A 577-nucleotide genomic window follows, 5' to 3' on the forward strand; every position below is an offset into this window, starting at 1 on the left:
GAAGGCTACAAATGGAATGAAGTCAGCGAAGAATTTCTAAAAGAATGGCCTGCGAGAAACTGTATTGTTACCCAAGATAGAGAAGGAAGATTGCAAAAAACCGCATGTTATGGCGTTGATAGTTCTGTTTTAAGTGCTTATAAAAAAGGTGGTACAAGCAGAAGAGAAGCAGAACAACTTATGCAGAGCCAAATGGAAAAACTTGCGGAACCTTTTTGGGAAAAACAAAAGCATGAACTAGATTACAGAGAAAAATCAAAATTTTGGCAATACTTTTTTTTAGACGGATGTCAATTTAATTTGAATGGTGGCAATTGTACAGTTAAAAGAGGTAGCGACACCAGAAGTCCATTTTCATTTACTTTATACATGAGAGATACAGAAGTTCTGACACAAGATAAATTCCTACAAATCTCTACCCCTTCAATTGACGCAAACCCTACCCCTTTTGTAGAAGGCACAGGCAAACCAGAATATAACGAAAAAGTATCAGTCCCTGCCGGTACTGTTGTAACCATTGGCCCTGTCACTCCCGAAAACGGCAAACCGGTTCAAATTACCATTACTTTCGGCAAAG

1 protein-coding gene is annotated in these 577 nt (G+C 38.6%); it reads left to right on the forward strand.

Features of this window, described 5'->3' with window-relative positions:
- A partial coding sequence (locus tag HMPREF2551_RS00175) for an IgG-binding virulence factor TspB family protein (protein WP_283122391.1) occupies window positions 1–577 on the forward strand: 577 nt, incomplete at both ends.

The sequence above is a fragment of the Neisseria sp. HMSC066H01 genome, from assembly GCF_001837375.1.
In the GTDB taxonomy this organism is placed as follows: Bacteria; Pseudomonadota; Gammaproteobacteria; order Burkholderiales; family Neisseriaceae; genus Neisseria.